The organism is Candidatus Parvarchaeota archaeon (genome assembly GCA_016866895.1).
Lineage (GTDB): Archaea > Micrarchaeota > Micrarchaeia > Anstonellales > VGKX01 > VGKX01.
Genome location: VGKX01000121.1, coordinates 1 through 3,896 on the forward strand (window position 1 = coordinate 1; position 3,896 = coordinate 3,896).

The window sequence follows — 3,896 nt, forward strand, 5'->3', positions numbered from 1 at the left end:
CACAAATCTTTACAGAAGATACCTGAAAAAGCAGATGAGCACAAGCAAAGCTGCGATATTTGTTGCAACCAAAGGACAGTATATGGTGGGGCACATAATGGTCCGCCTTAATATGCTACCCCCCATATTTGTGTACAATAAAGAAGGATATGTGGATGAGATATTTGTAAGGCAAGGATTCAGAGGAAAGGGTGTTGGCACTCGTCTTCTTGGCTTTGCTAAAAAGTGGGCGCAAAAGAAAAGGCTGGATTGGTTTGGGCTGACATGCCATGTAAAAAACAAAAAAGCGCTTAGAGTATACCGGAATTTTGGGTTAAGAGGATTCCAGTTCAAATTAGTAAGGAAGCTTTGAGGCATATTATTCGAATTGAATGTTTGGTTTAACGCTTCGATGTAATCCTTATTAAAAATCTTGCAGGATGAAACAGTGCATCAAAGACAGGGGAGTTGTGGCAAAATGGCAAGCAGCAAAACAAAGAAAAAAAACGGAAGCGTGAAAAGCTACGTGACCGCAGACACCCCAATAGGCGAAATTGCGTCTAATTACATAAAACCCTTGGAAGTCATGCTATCTTATGGCCTGCACTGCATCGGATGCGGGGTGTCGGCCTTTGAAACAATAGGCCAGGGGGCTGCAAGCCACGGCATGGACGAGCAGACTGTGGAGAGGCTGATATGCGACATCAACAAGGCAATAGAAATGGAAGTAAAGGAAAACAAGGAGCGCAAGAAAACAAATGGCAAAAAGGAAGATGGATGCGGCTGCAGCTCAGATGACCAGGGTAAGGTAGTTGAAATGAGCCCTGCAGCAATTGAAAAGCTCAAGGAGTATATGGAAAAAGAGGGAAAAGTTGGCTGGGGGATACGGCTGACTGCCATGAAAAACGACTTGGGCCAATACGACTACGAGCTGGATTTTGAAAAAAAAGCCGGAAAGGAAGACGAGGTTGTAAAAATTTACGGGTACGGGGGGCTTGACCTGTTTTTTGAGAGCAGGCTTCATGACATTGTGAAGGGCATTCAAATTGACTACAAAAAAAATGCTGCGGGCACAGAAACGTTCACCATGAAAAAGCATGACGGGTGCTGCAGCCGCTAAATGCTGGGATACTTAAGTGCTTGGATTGACGCTGAAAAAGTTGGTTTAATGGCAACATACGATGTTTTGGTCATAGGCGGGGGGGTTGCGGGGCTTACTGCTGCGATGTTTACATCAAGAAGGAAGCTGTCAACTGCCGTAGTCTCATTTGAGTACGGGGGCCAGACCGCAATACCAGCAGTGATAAACAACTATCCCGGCTTTGAATCCATAGGCGGAGGCGAGCTTATGGGAAGGATGAGAAAGCAGGCGCTTTCGTGCGGGGTTGAAGCAATAGATGGAAAGGTTTCCAAAATCGAAAAGTCCAAAGGAGGATTCGAAGCAACACTTTCAAACGGGGGCAGGCATTTTGCCAAAGCACTGATTCTGGCGTATGGAAAATCCCCGCGGATGCTTGGAGTGCAGGGGGAAGAAAAATACATAGGCAAGGGAGTTTATCCTAACGTGATTCACAATCCTGAACTTTACAAAGGGAAAACGGTTGCAGTAATTGGAGGGGGGAATTCGGCATTTGGAACCGCAATAGAATGTGCGCAAACAGGAAAACTTGTATATGTTGTCAATCGCTCTGAAAAGTTCAGGGGAGAGGAAACGCTACTTGAGAAAATAAAGATACTGCCAAATGTCAGGCTGCTTACAAATAAAGTTGTTGATGATGCCAAAGGGGATGAGAAGTGGCTAAGGGAGATAATTATACGCGACGTTGCAAGTGGGGCAAAAGAGACGTTGGAAGTGGATTTCATGTTTGAAAACATAGGACTTGAAGTGAAAAACGATTTTTGCGCGCACCTTGTCAGGCTCAACGAATACAAGGAAATTGAGGTTAACGGGTGCTGCGAGACTGGCGTCCCGGGGCTGTTTGCAGCTGGGGATGCGACAAACATCCCGTTCAAGCAGACGGTTATTTCAGCCGGGGAGGGGGCAAAGGCAGGCATTCAGGCATACAAGTATGTGAAGGGGGATAAAAGCAGGACAAGCCTCGATTGGACGCACTAAATTGCTTCCGATTAGGGTAAAGGGGACTTGTATGGATAAACTTATTTTTGCAACAGCTGGCATTCCACTTAGCACTCCAAACAGGAACACGATTAATGGGATAAAAAGAGTCAGGGAACTTGGACTTGGGGCAATGGAGCTTGAGTTTGTCCAGTCCGTGAATGTAACCGCACAGCTTGCACCGCAGGTTAGGCAGGCTGCACAGGAGGCAGGAATCACACTTACTTGCCATGGCTCATATTTCATCAATCTGAATGCAGTTGAAAAGCAAAAGTTCCATGCAAGCATCGCGAGGATTGTCCAGGCCGGGAGCATCTTGACGCAGTGCGGGGGATACAGCCTTACTTTCCATGCAGCATATTACCTCAAGTCAAGCCCTCTTGAGGCAACCAGGATGGTTATAAAGGGGATAGAACAGGTTAACAGCTCCCTTGAGCAGCAAGGCGCGTTCAAGGCAGGCAAGATATGGATACGTCCTGAAACAACAGGCAAAGGCACGCAGTGGGGAACTCTTGAGGAAATAATTGGCATTTGCGGCTCTTTTGATAATGTATTGCCATGCATTGACTACTCGCACCTTCATGCCCGCACCGGAGGACGATTCAACACAGAACCTCAGTTTGCCTCAACACTTGACCTGCTTGAGAAAAACCTGGGCAAGCTGGCGCTGAAAAACATGCACATGCACATACAGGGCGTGGAGTATACGGAAAAGGGGGAGAGGTCCCACATCCCTTTTTCGCAGGCAGATTTCAATTACCATGGCCTGCTCAAGGTGCTCAAGGAATACGGCGTGGCAGGAGTTGCAGTGTGTGAAAGCCCCGCGATGGAAGCCGACACCTTAATATTGCAAAAAGCATATAACTTGCTTTGAGGCAATGGAAAAGGCAAACAAAAGGATTGGACTAGAGGCTCAAAGTGGAATGCACGAAGCATTGCTTTACGGCCAGATTGAAGGCAAGATTAATGGCAAATCTGGTCAAGCGGCAAAAGATATTGTCTGCCAGCTGTGCAGCCATTTGTGCCACATCAAGGATGGAGAAGCTGGAAAGTGCCTTGTCAGAAAAAACATTGGCGGAAAACTGTATTGCCTTAACTGGGGCAAGGCAGCAGGGCTTGCCATAGACCCGATTGAAAAAAAGCCATTTTTCCATTTCAAGCCCGGAACAAGGGTGCTTTCTTTTGGAACGCCTGGCTGCAACTTCAGGTGCCTGAATTGCCAGAACTGGGACTTGTCCCAAGGCGTAAAAATCGGAGGGGCAGGAGCGCTTGACATCCCAACAACTTCCCCGAGGCAAATTGTTGATGCGGCAATAGCAAGCGATGTTGAGGGCTTTGCATACACATATAGCGAACCGACCATATTCTTTGAGTATGCAAGGGATACGATACTTGAAAGCAGGAAGGCCAGACTGCCAGGACGGGAAAAATATTTCCACCTGTTTGTTTCAAACGGTTATTTTACAAAACAAATGCTCGATCTTGTTGCAAAGGAAAATCTTTTGCAGGGAATCAGAATTGACCTCAAATTTATCAATGAAGAAAAATACCAAAAAGTTTGCGGGGGAAGGCTAAACCCCGTCTTGGAGAACATCAAAAGGGTGAACAGGCTTCGTGGCAAAATCGCACTTGAGGTAATTGCACTTGTGATACCGACTTTAAATGATTCCGAAGAGGACTTGAGGCAGTTGTGCAGGCATTTGGCATGCATCTCAAAAGACATACCGCTCCATTTTAGCAGGTTCCATCCTGATTACAAGCTCTCCAGCCTGCCCCCAACCAGCCTGGAGGCGCTTTTTGC

5 protein-coding genes are annotated in these 3,896 nt (G+C 46.8%); all 5 read left to right on the forward strand.

Annotation, left to right across the window (positions count from 1 at the left end):
• A partial coding sequence (locus FJZ26_04755; protein MBM3229715.1) for a GNAT family N-acetyltransferase occupies window positions 1-352 on the forward strand: 352 nt, incomplete at its 5' end.
• 105 nt (window positions 353-457) lie between these two features.
• Complete coding sequence (locus FJZ26_04760) at window positions 458-1,099, forward strand: DUF1858 domain-containing protein (GenBank protein MBM3229716.1); 642 nt, start codon at window positions 458-460, stop codon at window positions 1,097-1,099.
• Window positions 1,100-2,095 carry an FAD-binding protein gene (locus FJZ26_04765; protein ID MBM3229717.1) on the forward strand — a complete coding sequence of 332 codons (996 nt, stop codon included), beginning with the start codon at window positions 1,100-1,102 and terminating at the stop codon, window positions 2,093-2,095.
• A gap of 31 nt (window positions 2,096-2,126) precedes the next feature.
• Complete coding sequence (locus FJZ26_04770) at window positions 2,127-2,969, forward strand: TIM barrel protein (protein MBM3229718.1); 843 nt, start codon at window positions 2,127-2,129, stop codon at window positions 2,967-2,969.
• Between the two features lie 4 nt (window positions 2,970-2,973).
• Window positions 2,974-3,896, forward strand: a 923-nt coding sequence (amrS, locus tag FJZ26_04775; GenBank protein ID MBM3229719.1) for an AmmeMemoRadiSam system radical SAM enzyme, incomplete at its 3' end; no start/stop codon positions are given.